Annotated in this window: 16 protein-coding genes; 2 read left to right on the top strand and 14 right to left on the bottom strand. The window is 65.2% G+C overall.

Features of this window, described 5'->3' with window-relative positions:
- Window positions 1-82: 82 nt before the first annotated feature.
- From eno to AC062T_RS08350, 5 genes are all read right to left on the bottom strand, one after another.
- Window positions 83-1,363, bottom strand: a complete 1,281-nt coding sequence (gene eno, locus AC062T_RS08370; RefSeq protein WP_476029076.1) for a phosphopyruvate hydratase — start codon at window positions 1,361-1,363, stop codon at window positions 83-85.
- Between the two features lie 262 nt (window positions 1,364-1,625).
- Window positions 1,626-2,855, bottom strand: a complete 1,230-nt coding sequence (gene hisS / locus AC062T_RS08365) for a histidine--tRNA ligase (protein ID WP_476029074.1) — start codon at window positions 2,853-2,855, stop codon at window positions 1,626-1,628.
- Window positions 2,839-3,444 (bottom strand): TetR/AcrR family transcriptional regulator, encoded by a 606-nt coding sequence (locus tag AC062T_RS08360; RefSeq protein WP_476029072.1) that lies wholly within the window; start codon window positions 3,442-3,444, stop codon window positions 2,839-2,841. Before AC062T_RS08360 ends, hisS begins: the two co-directional genes overlap by 17 nt.
- A gap of 6 nt (window positions 3,445-3,450) precedes the next feature.
- Complete coding sequence (locus tag AC062T_RS08355) at window positions 3,451-3,981, bottom strand: ferritin (RefSeq protein WP_476029070.1); 531 nt, start codon at window positions 3,979-3,981, stop codon at window positions 3,451-3,453.
- A gap of 366 nt (window positions 3,982-4,347) precedes the next feature.
- Window positions 4,348-5,040, bottom strand: a complete 693-nt coding sequence (locus tag AC062T_RS08350) for a nucleoside triphosphate pyrophosphohydrolase (RefSeq protein ID WP_108997246.1) — start codon at window positions 5,038-5,040, stop codon at window positions 4,348-4,350.
- A 61-nt stretch (window positions 5,041-5,101) separates the two neighbouring features.
- Between AC062T_RS08350 and AC062T_RS08345 the strand changes: the two genes are divergently transcribed.
- Complete coding sequence (locus AC062T_RS08345) at window positions 5,102-5,914, top strand: CPBP family intramembrane glutamic endopeptidase (protein WP_476029068.1); 813 nt, start codon at window positions 5,102-5,104, stop codon at window positions 5,912-5,914.
- Here AC062T_RS08345 and mfd read toward each other — a convergent pair.
- Genes mfd through AC062T_RS08330 form a run of 3 tightly spaced genes read right to left on the bottom strand, consistent with a single transcriptional unit; the run spans window position 5,911 to window position 10,863 of the window.
- Entirely contained in the window at window positions 5,911-9,522 is a 3,612-nt protein-coding gene (gene mfd, locus AC062T_RS08340) for a transcription-repair coupling factor (RefSeq protein ID WP_476029066.1), read from the bottom strand. The two genes, AC062T_RS08345 and mfd, sit on opposite strands and share 4 nt — an antisense overlap.
- 59 nt (window positions 9,523-9,581) lie before the next feature.
- Complete coding sequence (gene pth / locus AC062T_RS08335) at window positions 9,582-10,184, bottom strand: aminoacyl-tRNA hydrolase (protein WP_476029078.1); 603 nt, start codon at window positions 10,182-10,184, stop codon at window positions 9,582-9,584.
- 40 nt (window positions 10,185-10,224) lie between these two features.
- Entirely contained in the window at window positions 10,225-10,863 is a 639-nt protein-coding gene (locus AC062T_RS08330; protein WP_476029064.1) for a 50S ribosomal protein L25/general stress protein Ctc, read from the bottom strand.
- A 197-nt stretch (window positions 10,864-11,060) separates the two neighbouring features.
- On the opposite strand from AC062T_RS08330, the gene AC062T_RS08325 reads away from it, so the two are divergent.
- Complete coding sequence (locus AC062T_RS08325) at window positions 11,061-12,017, top strand: NAD(P)-dependent oxidoreductase (RefSeq protein ID WP_476029062.1); 957 nt, start codon at window positions 11,061-11,063, stop codon at window positions 12,015-12,017.
- A 3-nt stretch (window positions 12,018-12,020) separates the two neighbouring features.
- Here AC062T_RS08325 and manD read toward each other — a convergent pair whose 3' ends face one another.
- The 6 genes from manD to AC062T_RS08295 form a co-directional block, all read right to left on the bottom strand.
- A complete protein-coding gene (manD, locus tag AC062T_RS08320; RefSeq protein WP_476029060.1) occupies window positions 12,021-13,259 on the bottom strand; it encodes a D-mannonate dehydratase ManD in 1,239 nt (412 codons plus the stop codon).
- A gap of 69 nt (window positions 13,260-13,328) precedes the next feature.
- Entirely contained in the window at window positions 13,329-14,288 is a 960-nt protein-coding gene (locus AC062T_RS08315; RefSeq protein WP_476029058.1) for a sugar kinase, read from the bottom strand.
- Window positions 14,285-14,917: a bifunctional 4-hydroxy-2-oxoglutarate aldolase/2-dehydro-3-deoxy-phosphogluconate aldolase gene (locus tag AC062T_RS08310; protein ID WP_476029056.1), complete on the bottom strand. Its 633-nt coding sequence runs from the start codon at window positions 14,915-14,917 to the stop codon at window positions 14,285-14,287. Before AC062T_RS08310 ends, AC062T_RS08315 begins: the two co-directional genes overlap by 4 nt.
- 27 nt (window positions 14,918-14,944) lie before the next feature.
- A complete protein-coding gene (dgoD, locus tag AC062T_RS08305; protein ID WP_476029054.1) occupies window positions 14,945-16,090 on the bottom strand; it encodes a galactonate dehydratase in 1,146 nt (381 codons plus the stop codon).
- Window positions 16,071-16,601 (bottom strand): gluconokinase, encoded by a 531-nt coding sequence (locus AC062T_RS08300; protein ID WP_476029052.1) that lies wholly within the window; start codon window positions 16,599-16,601, stop codon window positions 16,071-16,073. The genes dgoD and AC062T_RS08300 overlap by 20 nt, the downstream gene beginning before the upstream one ends.
- Window positions 16,602-16,604: 3 nt before the next feature.
- On the bottom strand, window positions 16,605-17,088 hold a 484-nt coding region (locus AC062T_RS08295), incomplete at its 5' end, for a carbohydrate ABC transporter permease (RefSeq protein ID WP_476029050.1).

Raw genomic sequence — 17,088 nt, 5'->3', positions numbered from 1 at the left:
ACCAACGCTCACCTTGCCCCGGCTCACAAGCACCCTTGCCCCGTGCGCGGGTGCGCACGGAGCAACGCTGCTTCGCTAGGACTTAGCCCTTGAAGCGCGGGAAGGCGCTGCGACCGGCGTAGACCGCCGCGCCGTCGAGCTCTTCTTCGATGCGCAGGAGCTGGTTGTACTTGGCAACCCGCTCTGAGCGAGCGGGGGCGCCGGTCTTGATCTGACCACAGTCGGTGGCGACGGCGAGGTCGGCGATCGTGGTGTCTTCGGTCTCACCAGAGCGGTGCGAGAGGATCGCGGTGTAACCGCTGCGCTGGGCGAGGGTGACTGCGTCGAGCGTCTCGGTGAGGGTTCCGATCTGGTTCACCTTGACGAGGATCGAGTTGGCGGCGCCCTTTTCGATGCCCGTTGCGAGGCGGCTCGGGTTGGTCACGAACAGGTCGTCACCCACGAGCTGGGTCTTGGAGCCGAGTTCGGCGGTGAGCTGAGCCCAGCCCTCCCAGTCGTCCTCCGCCAGCGGGTCTTCGATCGTGATGAGCGGGTACGAGGCAACGAGGTCGGCGTAGTACGCGGAAAGGTCGCCGGCGCTGATCTGCTTGCCCTCGAACGTGTACTTGCCGTCCGCGAAGAACTCGGTGGAAGCAACGTCAAGACCGAGCGCAATGTCGCGACCGACCGTGAAGCCGGCCTTCTCGATGGCCTCAACGAGCAGGTCGAGAGCGTCGCGGTTGCTGCCGAGGTTCGGCGCGAAGCCACCCTCGTCGCCGAGTCCCGTGCTCAGACCCTTGCTGTGCAGAATGCCCTTGAGGGCGTGGTAGGTCTCAACGCCCCAGCGCAGGCCCTCCTTGAAGGTGTCCGCACCGATCGGAAGGATCATGAACTCCTGGATGTCGACGTTGCTGTCGGCGTGCGAGCCGCCGTTGATCACGTTGAGCATGGGCACGGGCAGCGTGTGCGCGTTGGGACCACCGAGGTAGCGGAACAGCGGCAGGTCCCGCGAGTCTGCCGCGGCTTTGGCAACGGCGAGGCTCACACCGAGAATGGCGTTGGCGCCGAGGCGATTCTTGTTCTCGGTTCCGTCAAGCTCGATCAAGGCGGCGTCGATCATGCGCTGGTCGGTGGCGTCGAAACCTTCGAGCTCCGGGCCAATCACGTCGAGAACGGCGTCAACCGCCTTCTCGACACCCTTGCCGAGGTAACGGCCCTTGTCGCCGTCGCGCAGCTCGTAGGCCTCAAAAGCACCCGTCGATGCACCAGAGGGCACGGCAGCACGGGAGACCGTGCCGTCCTCGAGAAGAACCTCGACCTCGACGGTCGGGTTGCCCCGGGAATCCAGAATTTCGCGGGCACCAATGGCCTCGATCAACGACACGGGGATCTCCTTGAGAAATTGTTGGGGGTTGACGTGACAATCCTACTCACCGCCTCCGTCTGCCGAAGGGCTGGATTGCGGATCATGCCGCGCGGCCCCACGCCTCCGGGCGTGCCCGCACCCGTGCCCGCACCCGTAAGCCGCTCGCCGCGCCCGAAGTTTGGGGCGCAGCGAGCCGGCTTCGGGCGCGGCGAGAGCGCAGAGCGCAGCGCGCGGCGAGCGCAGCGCAGCGCCTGCGGGTACCGCTAGCCGCGACGCACCGCTAGCCCGCGAGCGGCCGCAGTTCTAGCGAGTCGGCCTCGGAGCCGGCGTCAACGAACGCAAAGTGGGTGAACCCCTCGTGCGCAAGCCGCTCGAGGGTTGCCTTGGTGTTCTTGGGGCGCCGCTCCAGCCGCACGCGGTGTCCGCGGGCGACCAGCTCAGACTTGAGGGCCACGAGCCTGGAGGCTGGCACGTCTGCTGCGTGCAGAAGCGCGATAGCATCCGTCGTCTCCTGACCCAGCTCGACCAGGTCGACGAGTCGTTCGAAGCCGAGCGAGAACCCGCACGCCGGAACGTCCTGGCCCAGAAAACGGCCGATCATTCCGTCGTAGCGACCTCCGCCGCCCAGCGAGTAGCCCAGAGCGGGATGCGCGACCTCGAAGATCGTGCCCGTGTAGTACCCCATGCCCCGCACGAGGGTGGGGTCGAAGACGAGCTCGGCGCCGGGCACCGCGGCCCGCAGGTCGAGCAGTGCGCGGTAGGCATCGAGATCAAGCCACGCTGGCGGGGCCGCGAGCAGATCCCAGCCACCCGTCGCGAGCGCATCGGCGAGACCCTCGACAGCGATGCCGGATTCGGCGAGTTCCGCTGCGACACCCTCTGGCCCGATCTTGTCGAGCTTGTCGATAACGATGAGCGCGTGGTCTTGCTGCTCGGCGGGCACGTTCCAGTGATTGAGCAGACCGAAGAGGATGCGGCGATCGTTGATGCGGATCGTGCAGCCCTCAAGACCCAGGGCCGACAGCGCTGCGGATGTCGCGGTGATCAGCTCGATCTCGGCAAGCGGACCCGCTTCGCCGATGATGTCGATGTCGCACTGCACGAACTGACGAAAGCGGCCCTTTTGGGGACGCTCGGCCCGCCATACCGGCGCGATCTGGATCGCCCGAAAGACGGGGGGAAGCGCCGCACGGTGCGTTGCATAGAAGCGGGCGAGCGGCACGGTGAGGTCGAAGCGCAAACCCAGGTCGGCCAGGTCGAGGGCATCTTTCGCCGCGGCGAAATCCTCCGTGGTCAATCCACGCTTGAGCACACCAAAGGCGAGCTTCTCGTTGTCTCCACCAAGACCGGCGTGCAGTCGCGCACTGTCTTCCATGACCGGGGTTTCGATCTCGTCGAAACCGTGCGAACTGTAGGTGTCACGAATGACCGAGAGCACCCGCTCACGGCGGGCCTTGTCTGCGGGCAGAAAATCGCGCATTCCGCGCGGCGGATTAACGGGAGAAGCCATTGCCCCATTCTGACAGGCGCTGCCGGGCCGAGACGGCAAACCGGCCAAAGGCGGCATCGGTGTGGTCGGCGTTTCCGTTGACGATGAGGTCGAACTGGAGGCCCAAAAAGGTGTCGACGATGAGCCGAGCTTCGTCTGCAGCAGACTCCTCTGGTAGCCCCACTCCGATGAGCATCTCCCGCAGCGCGTCACGCCAACCAGCAAAAAGCTCCCGGGTGACCGGGTTGCCCTCTGGGTCGTGTGACTCCATCAGCGCCGCCTCAATTTCGAGGCGTTTGAGAAGGATGTTGCGCGGCTGACGCGCCCAACCCCAGGCGGCCTCGACGCGCGAAACAAACGCGTCGACGGTCTCGGGGGGCGCTTCGGCCGAGCGCGCGAAGCCGTCCGCTCTGGAATAGACGGCTCGCACAACATCCCGAAGCATCTGCTGCCTGGTGCCGAAGTGGTAGACGAGCGTGAACGTGCTCACCTCGAGCGCCTCTGCCAGGTTGCGGAACGTGACCCCCGACAGAGGATGCTCGAGCAGGTGGTCGATTATGCGCTCGACCAGCTCCGATTTAAGGATCGGGTCGGAACGCTTAGTCGACACCGGGTGTTAGACCGCGCCGCCGGCAGCCTCGGGCGCGTTAGCGTCGTGGCCGCTGTCCCCAACGCTCTCACGGGAGAGGTAGTTCTCCACGTCGAAGAGGTTCTCTGCGCGCTCCACGATGGTCAGAAGCGTGCTCATCGAGGCAACCTCTTCGACCTGCTCCTTGAGGAACCACAGCATGAACTGCTCGCCCAGGGCGTCGGTCTCAGCGCGAGCCGCAGCAAAAAGGTTCTCGATCTGACGGGTGACGCGCTTCTCCTGATCGAGGGCGAGAGCAATCGGCTCGCGCTCGTCGGCAAAGTCGTTGCGCACGGCAGGCACGCCGGGGATGACGACGCCCATATCGCGATCGAGACGGTACTGCACGAGCATCATCGCGTGGTTGCGCTCTTCGATGGCCTGGCTATAGAAGTGCTTGGCCAGCTGAGGAAGGTCGTGGTTGTCGAAGTACACGGCGATAGCGATGTACTGCTGGGCAGCCTCGAACTCGTGGCCGATCTGCTCGGAAAGAAGCTGGTCGAAGGATGCGTTCGTCATGGGTCGAAGGTACAACGTCGCGCGCACGAGCGCACGTAAGGTAAGGCACGCCAAACGCCCGCATCACTCGGCCAAAAAAGTGAACACACGCTTGTTTTGCGCGCAGGTAGACCGACCTGTATCCTTGGCTCGCTGCCTCGCCCCCTCCAGTGCTCAGCAGCGCTTGTGAGGGCGGCTATTGACTCTGCTCGATCGCGGCCTCACACCCCACAGCATGGCCGGTTGATCGGGTAAATCACCGGCCAGGGTCGGGCATATGGGTTCTGCTGTGAAATTTCCAGCGCAAGCCGCCCGGCCGGGTGCCCCCCTCGTTCGGGTCGAGGGGGGCACCACCCCACCCGGCCTCGAACTCACGTCACAGGGCGGCTATTCCGCGCTTTCGGACGCGCGGATCTCATCCTGCAGCGATCGCAGGGTCGATCGCAGCGCCCGTTCGGCGTCGAGACCCTGCGTGCGCGCGGAGGCCACAATGGCCAGGAGCAGGCCGCCGAGCTCTTCTTCGTCGGCCACCGATACCGCTGACGATCCGCCCTCAAGCACGCCGGCCTTTTCGGCTCGACCCAAAACCTTGTCGGCGAGCGCCAGCGAGGGCATGCCCTGCGGAATCCCATCGAGAATGCTCGTGCGGTGTGACTTCTCGCGGGACTTAACGTCGTCCCACACGGCCACAACATCCTCGGCCGTCTCGGCCGTCGCGTCGCCGAACACGTGCGGATGGCGGGCGACCATCTTGGCGGTCATATGGGCCGCAACATCCTCAATCGTGAACGGCTCGTCCTGGGCGCTGGCGGCAATATCCGAGTGAAAGAGCACCTGATAGAGCACGTCGCCAAGCTCTTCTATGAGCTCCTGTCGCGAGCCGGATTCGATCGCGTCGACCAGCTCGAACGTCTCCTCCACGAGATATCGCACGAGCGACTCATGAGTCTGCTCGGCATCCCACGGGCACCCACCCGGGCCCCGCAGCTGCGCCATTACGGCGATCAACTCGTCGAGATTCGGATGCGGTGCCGCGAGCGGCTGGTCGGTCACGAATCGAAGTTCAGGCTGTTCGCTCATGGCACCATCCTGTCACTCGCCGGGTGGGCGTTTCGCGTGCGCGCCACTGGGAGAATAAAGCATGCTCACGCCCGGCCAACCGCATGTGCCAATCGTGCTTGCTGTCGTGCTGGCGCTTTTGCTCGCGGGGCTCACCCTGCGTGCGATCCGCAAGGATCGGCGCGAGTACGGCCGCTTCAAGCGCTATCGCAGCACCGCGCGGCGTCAGGCAACCTTTCGCACCTGGCTGATCGAGTCGTTCCTGGTGTTCGGCGGCGCGTCGGTTGTGATCCTCGCGCTCACCTGGCAATTCATCCCGATCATGCTCGCCGACGTCGAGACCTGGGCTGTGACGCGATGGTGGCGCGATCTCATGCACGCGGGAGGAACGACCGCGACCGTTATCGTCTGGGCCGCAGCGGCGGCCATTGCCATCGGAGCTGTCGGCGCGATCTGGCTTGCCCGCGCAAGCGATGAGGTGCCCGCCATCGGCGACATCAGCGCGATCTTGCCTCGCAACCGGCAGGAGCTCCGATGGGGGGCCGCTCTTTCGATCAATGCCGGGGTGGTCGAAGAGCTCATGTTCCGCCTAGCCCTGCCCACCCTGATCTTTGGCATCACCGGGAGCGCACTGGTTGCCGTGGTTGCCAGCATCGTCATCTTTGGCGCCCTCCACCTCTACCAGGGGGTCGCCGGCGTGATCGGATCGATGCTGATCGGCATGCTGCTGATGGTGCTCTACCTCGCCAGCGGCAGCATCGTGCTCGCGATCATTGTGCACGCGGCAATCGACTTGCGCTCGCTCGTGCTGATCCCCGTGGTTGTGTTTGGGGTTCATCGCAAGCCAGGCAGGCGCACGAGCGCCGTGCCGCCGAGCCCCGTTCTTCCGAGCTAGGCACCAGCCGCCGCGGCCGCTGCAGGCTCGACAGGCTTCTCGTCGGGCAGCATTGCGTCGAAGAGCGCGCCGACCCACTGCACCAGGGCGTCGTCGCTGTAGAGCTCGCCTCCCGCCTTCGGCAGCGGAACAACGAGCGCACCCGCCTGGGCCACATACTTGGCCCCCGGGTACATGCGCTGCATGCGTACCTGGCGAGAATCGGGCAGCTCGATCGGCGCGATGCGCAGGTTCGGCCCCATGACCACGACCTCGCTCAGCCCCGCCTTCTGTGCACGGCGACGCAGGCGAGAGACCGCGATCAGCTGAGCGACAGGGGGCGGAAGCTCACCGTATCGGTCGACCAGTTCGTCGACCACAGAGTCGATCGCGTCGGGCGCGGCAACGGGAGAGCTCGCGGCGGAGAGCTTTTGATAGGCCTCAAGGCGCAAACGCTCGCTCTCGAGGTATTCCTCGGGGATGCGGGCATCGACGGGCAGTTCGAGGCGCAGCTCGGCCGGGCCCTCGACCTCTTCGCCCCGGAACGTGCTCACGGCCTCACCGATCATGCGCAGATAGAGATCGAAGCCAACCCCGGCGATGTGGCCGGACTGCTCGCCGCCGAGCAGATTGCCCGCGCCGCGAATCTCAAGGTCTTTGAGCGCGACCTGCATGCCGGCACCGAGCTCATTGTTCGCGGCGATCGTGGCGAGCCGGTCGTGGGCGACCTCACCGAGCGGCTTGTCGCCGTCGTAGAGAAAGTAGGCGTAGGCCCGCTCCCGGCCACGCCCGACTCGGCCTCGCAACTGATGGAGCTGGCTGAGCCCGTACTTGTCGGCGCGATCGATTATGAGGGTGTTGGCGTTCGACACGTCGAGGCCGGTCTCGATGATGGTGGTCGAGACGAGCACATCGAACTTGCGCTCCCAAAAATCGACCATCACCTGTTCAAGCACATGCTCCGGCAGCTTTCCGTGGGCCACCGCGATGCGCGCCTCCGGCACGATCTCCGCTAGCTGCGCCGCAACCCGGTTAATGCTCGACACTCGGTTGTGCACGAAGAACACCTGGCCCTCGCGCAGCAGTTCTCGGCGAATTGCTGCGCCGACCTGCTTCTCGCTGTACGGCCCGACGAACGTGAGAATCGGGTGCCGGTCCTCCGGCGGAGTCGCCAGGGTCGACATTTCGCGGATGCCGGTGACCGCCATTTCGAGCGTGCGGGGAATCGGCGTCGCGCTCATGGCCAAGATGTCGACGTTCGTCTTTAGCTTCTTGAGCGCATCCTTGTGCTCAACGCCGAATCGCTGCTCCTCGTCGATGATGACGAGGCCGAGGTCCTTGAACTCGATGTTCTTCGACAGCAGGCGATGCGTGCCGATGACGACGTCGACTGTTCCGTCGGCCAAGCCCTCGATGACCTCTTTGGACTCCTTGTCCGTCTGAAAGCGGCTCAGACCGCGCAGATGGATGGGGAACCCGGCAAAGCGCTCGGCGAACGTTTCGAGGTGCTGCTTGACCAGCAGGGTCGTCGGGACGAGCATGACGACCTGCTTGCCGTCCTGCACCGCCTTGAATGCTGCCCTAACCGCCACCTCGGTTTTGCCGTAGCCGACATCTCCAGCGACGAGTCGGTCCATGGGGATCGACCTCTCCATGTCGGCCTTGACCTCGTCGATCGTCGTGAGCTGATCGGGGGTTTCAGCAAAGGGAAAAGCCTCTTCGAACTCGCGCTGCCAGGGAGTATCTGGGGCGAAGGCGTGTCCACGACTCGCCATCCGCGCGGAATACAGCTTGACCAGCTCGACCGCGATATCCCGCACGGCCTTGCGCGCTTTGCTCTTGGCCGCCGACCAGTCGCTGCCGCCCATCTTGCTGAGCGATGGCGCCTCTCCCCCGACATATCGGGAGATCAGGTCAAGCTGATCCGTTGGCACGTAGAGCTTGTCGCCGGGATAGCCGCGCTTCGACGGCGCATATTCGATGAGCAGAAACTCGCGGGTCGTCTTGACGGCGTTGCGCCCGCCGGTCGAGACCTCGCGGCGCACCAGCTCGATGAACTTGCCGATGCCGTGGGTCTGGTGAACGATAAAGTCGCCGGTCTTGAGCTGCAGGGGGTCGACGACGTTCTTGCGCCGCACTCCGAGCTTCTTAATCTGACGGGACTCGTAGCCGACAGCGCGACCGTAGAACTCCGTCTCGCTGAGAACGGCGAGACGGATGTCTTCCATCTCGAAGCCGTGCTCGACCGTGCCTTTAACCAGGTAGGCGACTCCGGGGTCGAGCGAATCCGGCAGAGAATCTGTGATGCGGGCAGCGAGGCCGTGTTCGCCTAGAGCCTCGGCCGCGCGCTCGATAAGCCCATGACCCTGCGCAACGACCGCAACCGACCATCCGTCGCCGAGCAGTGAGCCGACGTGCGCGATGGCACCATCCGCTTGGCCGGTGAAGTTCGGAACCGTGCGAGCATCGATGCGCACATAGTCACCGGCCGACTCGATGAGCTCATCGAGGCTCGCCGCGGCGGCACCGCTATCGAAGGAGCTGAGCGTCCACCAGGGGCGGTCACCGGCCGATTCGCGAAGCGCACGCACCGTGAGAAAGTCGCCAGCATCAAGATCGATCGGGGCCTCTGCCCCCGCCGTGGCGGCGTTCCACGCCGCGCCCAAGAACTCGCGGTTCGTCTCGAGTAACGATGTCGCCCTGGTCTCGACCCGTTCGGGCGAGATCACGGCGAATGCAGCATCCACTGGAACGTAGTGAGTGAGGGGCACAAGCCTGTCGACGAGGACGGGGGCAAGCGACTCCATGCCGTCGACGGGGATGCCGTCAGCGATCTTGGCGAGCATGGTGCTGAGGCTCGGAAACTCGGGCAGCATCTCGCGGGCACGCTGACGCACGGAGTCACTCAGCAGCATTTCGCGGCAGGCGGGCATGCTCACCGCGTCGACCGGCTCGGGCAGCGACCGCTGATCTGCCACCGAGAACTCGCGAATCTGCTCGGCCTCGTCGCCAAAGAATTCGATGCGCAGAGGATGCTCCGCCACCGGCGGAAAGACATCGAGAATGCCGCCGCGCACGGCGAACTCGCCGCGGCGCGTGACCATATCCACGCGTGAGTACGCCAGGTCGACAAGCCGTCGCTGCAGGTCGGCGAGATCGTAACCTCTCCCGCCAGCCGTCACCTCGAGCGAATCAAGGTGCGTGAGGTTGTCGGCCAGCGGCTGGAGAGCAGCCCGAACGCTAGCGACCACGATGAGTGGCGAGACGGGCCCCGCCTCGCGACGCTTCTGCCAGTCAGCGATGCGCCGAAGCGCCTCAATGCGTCGGCCCACCGTCTCGGTACTGGGGCTCAACCGCTCATGGGGCAGCGTCTCCCATGCCGGAAACTGCACGACCTCGGCCGAGGGCACCACACTCAAGAGTGCAGCGGCGAGTGAGTCGGATTCGCGGCCCGTCGCCACAATGGCCACAAGAGAAGGAGCGTCTCCCCTCGCGGTAAGCAGACCGCCGAGGAGCGGGGCACGAAGGCCTTCCACCAGGGAGAAGTCGGCGTCGCGCGAGGCATAGCGGAGGGCATCCTCGAACGTCTGGGCGCGCGAAAGCGCAGGAATCAATCCCTCGAGTATCACCGGCCAATTCTACGCGGGCTCGGCTGAACGCTTCAGACGAGCCGCTGGCAGACTCTCGCCTAGGCGGGGCTGTGGAAGCGCTGCTGCGCGGCCGTGAGACCCTCTCGGGCGACCATCTCGACCGCGTCAGCGGCATCCGCCAACAGGTTGGGCAGAACCGTGCGCTCTGCCGACGAGAAATCCCGCAAGACAAAGTCGGCGGCGGGCTGGCGGCCCGGTGGCCGCCCCACCCCAACGCGCACGCGAATGAAGTCGGGGGTGCCGATGGCAGAGATGATGTCCCGCAACCCGTTGTGACCGCCGTGTCCGCCACCACTCTTGAGGCGAAGGGTGTCAAAGGGGATGTCGAGTTCGTCGTGGACGACGATGAGGCGCTCGGCGGGGATCTTGTAGAAGCGCATGAGCGCAGCGACGGGTCCGCCCGAGAGATTCATAAAGCTGTTGGGTTTGGCCAGGACGAGGCGAGGTCCCTCTAGCCCTGTCCGGCCCTCCGCGACCATCGAGTTCGTCTTATGAGAGCGAAAAGGGGCAGATGCACGGTCCGCAAGTTCTGCGAGTACCATCTGCCCCACATTGTGCCGGTTTCCGGCGTAGTCGGCCCCGGGGTTGCCCAGACCGACGACAAGCCACTGGGCGGCCGATTCCTCAGAATCGGCGCCCAGTGGCTTTATCTTCGAAAAGAAGCTTGCTATGTCAGCAGCCTTACTCAGCGGCTTCGGCGGGAGCCTCGGCAGAAGCCTCAGTCTCCTCAGCACCCGACGGTGCCACGACGCTCACGATGAGGGTGTCGGGGTCGGCGATAAGCGTGACGCCCTTGGGCAGCTCGACGTCGGACGCGAGGATGTGAGTAACAGGCTCGACACCCTCAACGCTGATCGTGAGAGCCTCGGGGATGGAGGTTGCGGGAGCCTCAACGAGAAGCGAGTGGCCCTCCTGCTCGATTGCCGAACCGGGAGCGGCCTCTCCGACAACGTGCACGGGAACGTCAACCTGAACCTTCTCGCCCTTGCGGATCACAACGAGGTCGATGTGCTCGATGATCTGGCGAACCGGGTCCTTCTGAACATCCTTGACCAGCGCGGTCTGCGACTTGCCGTTGATGTCGAGCTCAAGCATGGCGTTGGCCTTGCGGAGCAGAAGAGCGGTCTCGTGGCCCGGGAGGGCGAGGTGCTGGGGCTCGGTGCCGTGACCGTAAAGCACAGCGGGGATCTTGCCCTCAGCGCGAAGTCGGCGAGCGAAGCCCTTGCCGAAGTTCTCGCGCTGTTCTGCGACGATGTTGTTGGACGGCTCGGTGGTGCTGGCGACGGACGGACGTCCTGCGCGGCTGGTCTTCTCACCCATGGTGTTATCTCCTTGTGGCGGGCACGGGGCCCGGTGGTTGTGTGTTCAACTCGAACGCATCGGCAGTTCAAAAGCACTGCAGCGTGAGGAAAGCCCGAAGCCTGCTCGCCGCGTCGATAACGGAGTGCCGTGCGTCTGCTTTCGCACACGCCCGGCGATCCCTCGCCGAAGTTCAGAGGCAAGTCTACCGTAGGAGGGTGCCACCTAGAAACGCCACCGTCCTCGTGCCCACCACCGTCACCGTCGAACTCGACCCGATCGCTGGAATCGACTTCGTCGACTACGACCCCGCAGAGCCCATTCCCGCCGAACATCGCGACGCCATCGGCCTGGTTGCGTGGCGTAATTCCGCCGCACAACTAGCGGCGGCCGCGCCCGTAATGCCGAATCTGCGCCTCGTGCAATTGCTCTCAGCAGGCACGGATGTCGCCGATGGCGCTGGCTTCGCACCCTCGGTCACCATCGCATCCGGCCGGGGGCTCCACGACGGCCCCGTCGCCGAGCACACCCTCGCCCTGGTTCTGGCCGCAGCCCGCGGGCTGCACGAGACAATGCGTGATCAGGATGCGCGCCGCTGGGTGAACGGCCGCAACTGGCTGACCGCCGAGACAGGCCGCCATGCCTTCACAACCCTGCGCGGAGCACAGGTGGTGATCTGGGGATACGGCAGCATCGCGAGCACCCTCGCTCCCCTGCTTGCCGCACTCGGCGCCACGGTGATCGGGGTCGCACGCACGGCACGGACCGATGGCGACGTGCAGATCGTCTCTCCCGACCGGCTGCCCAGCATCCTGCCCACAACCGACGTGCTGATTGACCTGCTGCCGGCGACGACAGAGACCGACGGCATCATCGGCGCCGACGTGTTTGCGCAGCTGCCGCAGCACGCGTGGCTCGTCAATGTGGGTCGCGGGGCGACCGTAGACGAGAATGCCCTGCTCACCGCCCTGCGCTCTGGCCACATTGGCGGGGCGGCGCTCGACGTGTTTCGCACCGAGCCGCTGCCAGCGGATTCACCGCTGTGGGCGGAACCGAACCTCATCATTACGCCGCATGCGGCCGGCGGACGCCCCCTCGGCGCCGCCGACCTCATCCGCCACAATGTCACGGCGATGCTCGCGGGCGAACCGGTGACCAACGCCGTGGTGCGTTAGCTTCTACCAGTCATGAACGGTTCCGTCGGCGAGGCGGGTGTAGGGCAGATACGCCGTCTCATACGGGTACTTTCCTGCCTCGTCGACATTGAGCTCGACGCCGATGCCTGGCTTGTTGCCGGGGTGAAGCATCCCGTCGGTCCAGGTGAATGACTGCTCGAACACCGTGTCGGTCTTCGCCCCGTGCTTCATGTACTCCTGGATGCCGAAGTTGTGGATGGCAAGCCCCAGGTGCATTGCGGCGGCCATTCCGACCGGCGAGATGTCGGTGGGGCCGTGCATGCCCGATTTGATCTGGTACTGCGCGGCGTATTCCAGCACCTTCTTGAGGTGGCTGATTCCGCCGGTGTGGGTGACGGCGCTGCGCACGTAGTCAATGAGCTGCTCGCGGATGATCTGCTGGTAGTCCCAGACGGTGTTGAAGATCTCGCCGATCGCCAAGGGGGTCGTGGTGTGCTGGCGCACCAGCCTGAGCGCTTCCGGGTTCTCGGCGGGGGTGCAGTCCTCAAGCCAGAACAGGTCATAGGGCTCGAGGGACTTGCCGAGACTCGCGGCCTGGATCGGCGTCATCCGGTGGTGCCCATCGTGCAGCAGCGGCAGCTCAGGCCCGAATTCGTTGCGCACCGCCTCGAACACGGTCGGAACATGGCGCAGGTAGGAGCGGGTATCCCAGTCCTCTTCGTTGGGCAACGCTCCGCGCTGGGCTGGCTCATGGTCGTAACGAACGCCCGCGTTGGCCTCGAAGGTCGCATTCGACGCGATGCCGTAGATCGACTTGAGGCCGGGAACGCCCGTCTGGATGCGAATGGCCTTGTAGCCCTGCGCTTGGTGGTCCCGCACGCTGTCGAACAGTTCGTCGAGCGACTTGCCCGAGGCATGACCGTAGGCGAGCAGGCCTGTGCGGGATGCTCCGCCCAGCAGCTGATAGAGCGGCATGCCCGCCGCCTTGGCCTTGATATCCCACAGGGCAACATCCACCGCGGCAATCGCCGCCATGGTCACGGGGCCGCGGCGCCAGTATGCGCTGCGGTAGAGAAACTGCCAGGTGTCTTCGATGTTGTGCGCATCCCGGCCGATCAACAGCGGCACAACGTGCTCGGTGAGGTAGGCGACGACCGCCAATTCGCGGCCGTTCAGCGTGGCGTCGCCGAGGCCAGTGAGGCCGTCGTCAGTCGTGAGTTTGAGCGTCACGAAGTTGCGGTCCGGGCTCGTTACGATGACCTCAGCCTTGTCGATTCTCACGATTCCTCCAGGTGTTTCGGGTGCGGTCTAGACCGCACAGGTGTCCATGTTCGATGCGAATGATGCCGCCTAGCGAGCGGTGTGCCCTGGCGCGTGGTCGAGCAGCGGGAGTTCGGCTTTGGTAGGCAACGCCTGCCAGTCGCCGTGAGCGCTGACCGCGAAGGCACCCATGACGGCACCGCGATCGAGCCGAGCTTCGAGGTCGAGACCGTCGAGAAACGCGGAGAGATATCCAGCGGTGAAGGCATCGCCAGCTCCGATCGTGTCGACCACGGGCACGGTCCGGGCGGCGACGCTCAGCTCGCCAGCGGCGCTGTAGACCGTCGCGCCATCGCCACCACGCTTGACGACGACCTCGGAGACTCCGCGGTCGAGGAGCCGGGATGCTGCAATGGCATCGCCTTCCCCCTCTGTCTCGCTCGGCGAGACAAGGGCGAGCTCGTCGTCAGAGGCGAAGATGATCGACGCGTGCTCAATCAGAGGGGAAAGTGCCGCCGCAGCATCACTCCTGCTCCAGAGCGCGCCGCGGTAGTTCACGTCGAACGACACCGTGATGTCTCGCCTCGCCGCTTCTCGAACGGCCCACAGGGTCGCCTCGACGGCAGCAGAAGAGAGCGCGGGCGTGATGCCCGTGATGTGCAGAACCCGAGGGTCGCCGTCGAAGAGCGATTCCAGGTCGCTCCGGGAGAGCGCCGACCCTGCGGAGTTCGAACGATAGTAGGCGACCCGTGAGATGTCGGCGATGCGCTTTTCGATGAGCAGAAGCCCTGTGCTGCGGGCGTTGTCAACGACGATCTGCGCGTCGACACCCTCGGCACGGAGCGTGCGCCGCACCAGCTCTCCCACCTCATCGGCTCCGATGCGCCCGGCCCAGCGCGCGAGATGACCCAGCCGGGCTATGCCGATCGCGACATTGGACTCCGCACCGCCGAGGCTGAGCGACATCGCCCCGCCGTCGCGCAGCCGACCTGTGGCCCTGATCGATCCCATCGACTCGCCGAAAGTGACGACGTCAACCGTTGAGGTCACGGCGTTCCCCAGTCCCCGGCCGCGGAGAGGAACGCCCGCGCCCTCTCACGGAGAGCAGCAAGGTCGCCACCCGAGGCGGCGTCGCCGATCAGCGGCCCGCCGAGACCGAGGCCGACGGCCCCCACGGCGGCGTACGCGGCCACGGTGTCGAGCGTTACTCCGCCCACGGCGAAGAACGGGATCTCGGGGAACGGGTCACGCACGGCCTTGAGAAATGCTGGGCCGCCGACGGATGCGGGAAACAGCTTGATCGCCAGCGCACCCTGCTGCATCGCCGAATACGCCTCGCTCGGGGTGAAGGCCCCCGCCAGCACGGGAAAACCGAGTCTGGCGCACTCCGCGATGCTCGGCACCACGGCCGGGGTCACCGCAAAGGTGGCGCCTGCGTCACGAACCCTGGCCACATCATCCGCCGTGAGAACCGTGCCGGCACCGATGGTCACGGCATCGCCGACCTCGGTAACAACGCGTGAGATCACGTCGAGAGCGTCGGGGGTTGTAAGGGCGACCTCGAGGTGAGTGATGCCCTCATCGACCAGGGCGAGGGCGGTGTCGACGGATGCCCGAGCATCCGTTCCCCTGATGATGGCGAGCAGTCGCGCTGCAGTGAGCTCAGTAAGCAGATCCATGAAACTCTCCCTTATACATTCGGCGAATCACCATTCGGCAAAGGAACCGTCGGAATGCCGCCAGAGCGGCGTACGCCAGTTGTTGCCGATCGCGTCGGCGGCGCGAACGGCCGCCTCGTCAATCTCGATTCCGAGCCCTGGGCCCGTGAGCAGCTCAAAGTTGCCGTCAACGAACTTGAGCGGCTCGGTGTCTACGACATAGTCGAGAACCTCGGCGCCCTGGTTGTAGTGGATTCCGATGCTCTGTTCTTGAATCAGGTAGTTCGGGGTAGCGAACCCGACCTGCAGGCACGCGGCGAGCGCGATCGGTCCGAGCGGGCAGTGCGGCGCGAGCTGCACATCAAACGTTTCGGCGAGCGCCGCAATGCGCCGCACCTCCGAGATTCCCCCGGCGTGCGACAGGTCGGGCTGCGCGATCGCGATGCCGCCCTGAATGACGGGCAGAAACTCCTGGCGGCTGTAGAGCCGCTCCCCCGTGGCGATCGGGATGCTTGTCGATCGGGCGAAATCGGCGATGAGGTGCGAGTTCTCGGGGGCCACGGGCTCCTCGATGAAGAACGGATGCAGCGGCTCCAAAAGAGGAGCAAGCCTGCGAGCCGTCGCAAGGGTGAAACGGCCGTGCAGATCAACGGCAACATCCCGGTCAGGGCCAAGCACGTCGCGCGCAGCGGCGACCCGCGCCACGACGGCGTCAAGCTCTGCGACGCTGCCGTTGCGGCTCATGCGCCCGCTCGCGTTCATCTTGACGGCGGTGAGACCGACAGCCATCTGTGCCGCGATGTGGTCGCCCACTTCTGCCGGCTCGTCGCCGCCCACCCAGCCGTAGGCGCGGATGCGGTCACGAACCGCGCCGCCCAAGAGTCGGTGAACGGGAACCCCCAGCGCCTTGCCTGCGATATCCCAGAGGGCCTGGTCGATGCCGGAGACGGCGCTGGCAAAGACTGGCCCGCCCCGATAGAAGCCACTCTTGGTCAGAACCTGCCAGTGGTCTTCTATGCGCGAAGCGTCCTGCCCCAGCAGGTACTCGGCAAACTGTTCGACTGCGGTGCGAACCACTCCGGAGTTGCCCTCCAGCGAGGCCTCCCCCCACCCGACGATGCCGTCGTCGGTCTGGATGCGAACAAAGAGCCAACGAGGAGCGACCGCAAATGTTTCAACCCGCTCGATGAGCACTGGTGCCGCCTTCTGTGATTGCCGTGACGATCGAATCGATCAGCTCGGCCGGGGTGTAGCGGATGTCGACGACGATGCCGCTCTCGTCTGCCTCAAGAGGTTCGAGGGTGTCGTACTGCGACTGCAGCAGTTCTGCTGGCATGTACTCGTGGTTGCGGGCGCCGATGCGCTGGGCCACAAGTTCCATCGGCCCCTCGGGGTCCACGATGAAGAGACTCGGAACGCTGTGCCGGATGAAGTCACGGTAGCGACGCTTGAGCGCGGAGCACACAACAACAACGCCCTCCGTCTGGCCTTCTCGCAGCACATTCGCCACATCGGCCAGCCAGGGCATCCGCTCGGTGTCGGTCAGAGCAATGCCTGCCGCCATGCGGGCAACGTTGTCGGCGGAATGCAGTCGATCGCCGTCAATGAACGCGACTCCCAGGCGGTCAGCCAAAAGCGTGCCGATCGTGGATTTTCCAGCACCTTGCACCCCCATGATCATGACCGGGGGTATTTCGGATGCCACGGATCAGCCCTTCGTAGCGCCGGCGGTGAGGCCGGAGACGATGTACTTCTGTGTGAACAGCGCAATGACCATGATCGGAACCGTGATCACCACAGCCGCCGCCATGAGGCCGCCCCAGTCGATGCTGGCGTAGGCGACGAAGTCGAAGATGGCCACGGGGAGTGTCTTGGTGCGCGCTCCGGAGAGCACGAGCGCGAACATGAAGTTGTTCCACGAGAAGATGAACGACAGGATGCCAGCGGTGGCGACACCGGGAACCGACAGTGGCAAGGTGATGCGCAGGAATGCGCCGATCGGCGTGAGCCCATCGACCTGGGCCTGCTCCTCGAGCTCGAGGGGAAGCGAGTCGAAGAACGACATCATGATGAACACGATCAGTGGCAGCGCCACGAACATGTGCGACAGGATCAGCACCTCGTAACCGCCGACCATGCGCAGGTTCGAGAAGATGAAGTACCACGGCACGAGCAGGCTCACGCCGGGGATG

This window comes from Homoserinimonas sp. (genome assembly GCF_056262345.1).
The sequence above is the reverse complement of the archived record's forward strand: the minus strand, read 5'-3'. Positions and strand labels throughout refer to the sequence as shown.

Excerpts from the sequence above, each read along its gene's own strand:
- AC062T_RS08310 (WP_476029056.1), bottom strand. The coding sequence starts at position 14,917 with ATGGATCTGCTTACTGAGCTCACTGCAGCGCGACTGCTCGCCATCATC.
- AC062T_RS08350 (WP_108997246.1), bottom strand. The coding sequence starts at position 5,040 with ATGAGCGAACAGCCTGAACTTCGATTCGTGACCGACCAGCCGCTCGCG.
- AC062T_RS08330 (WP_476029064.1), bottom strand. The coding sequence starts at position 10,863 with ATGGGTGAGAAGACCAGCCGCGCAGGACGTCCGTCCGTCGCCAGCACC.
- AC062T_RS08345 (WP_476029068.1), top strand. The coding sequence starts at position 5,102 with ATGCTCACGCCCGGCCAACCGCATGTGCCAATCGTGCTTGCTGTCGTG.
- hisS (WP_476029074.1), bottom strand. The coding sequence starts at position 2,855 with ATGGCTTCTCCCGTTAATCCGCCGCGCGGAATGCGCGATTTTCTGCCC.
- AC062T_RS08355 (WP_476029070.1), bottom strand. The coding sequence starts at position 3,981 with ATGACGAACGCATCCTTCGACCAGCTTCTTTCCGAGCAGATCGGCCAC.